We start from the raw sequence: 1058 nt of genomic DNA on the forward strand, positions 1-1058 counted from the left end.
ATACGGTATAGACATTTGGGGTACCTCTTCCCATGTAAACAATGTCATAGTGCGCTCCTGTGAAATCACCTTTACCTACCGCACGAAGCCACTTGTAGTGATAAGTCAGTGATTGCTCTCCGAGAAATTCATCGAAGAAACGCATGATGTGCTCCCCATTCAAAACATTAAGCAGTGCAGGAAGATCCTCGTTGGTTCCTCYAAAAAAAATCGTTTTGCTTCCGTCTGCCATGACGCCATCTTCTAATTGCGTATCCCGATCTAGCTTTCCCATCTGTTTCATCTTTTCCAAAATATTTGTTCGAGCCTGCAACACCTTATCGCGATCATGAAACCCGCGGATCAGTAAATAACCGTCTTCCTCCATCCGATCGCGCAGCGCCTGAACATCATGAAAAATATCATTAGAGCTTCTGAGCTTTGTAAGCTCTTTTCCATCCATCTCCAACTCACGGCTTCCAACTTTTAGCTTCATTTCAATTACACTCCTCTACTCGGTATTTGTTCTAAGTGTAGAGGAAAAGCATCTATGCATCCATGGATACATGTATTCACATCATGTATAATTGTACATATTATACATAGATTTTACGGAGATTACTGAAATTAAATGTATATTAGAACAATGGTATGGAGTTGATTAATATGACCTACATGAATATTCCTTATATACTTGGAAAAGAACCCATCAGCTTCCCTCAATTTAATTCGATTTGGAAAGTGCAGGCTGACGATGCCTACAACATTATAACCAGTGAAGGATTCGTCGTTCCCGGTCTTTTTATTACTTATGAAGGTAAGGGCATCCTATCCCAAGGGAATGACCGCTATGAGCTGCATGCAGGCACTTTCTTTTTCGTTCAGGAGGGAATTCCCTCCGAATACAAGTGTCAGGATAATAACTGGAAATTTTATTATCTTGATTTCAATTCCCTGGATGCCATTCGAAATCTGCAGCTCCCTGTAAGCAAGGTCGAAACAACCGGAAAAGTTGCAGAGGCAGTATTGCTGTTCGAGCTTATCATTGATACTTTGATTGCAGAATCCTTCGGCTTCTC

General features: G+C 41.2%; 1 protein-coding gene and 1 pseudogene. One reads left to right on the forward strand and one right to left on the reverse strand.

The genetic code is table 11. From position 1 onward, the window contains the following. Positions 1-475, reverse strand: a pseudogene (locus AC1DSE_RS35720) (phytanoyl-CoA dioxygenase family protein); the annotation flags it as partial. Positions 476-645: 170 nt separating this feature from the next. Between AC1DSE_RS35720 and AC1DSE_RS35725 the strand changes: the two are divergent. Then, on the forward strand, positions 646-1058 hold a 413-nt coding region (locus AC1DSE_RS35725), incomplete at its 3' end, for an AraC family ligand binding domain-containing protein (protein ID WP_477529175.1).

This window comes from Paenibacillus sp. 01L418, from assembly GCF_056400045.1.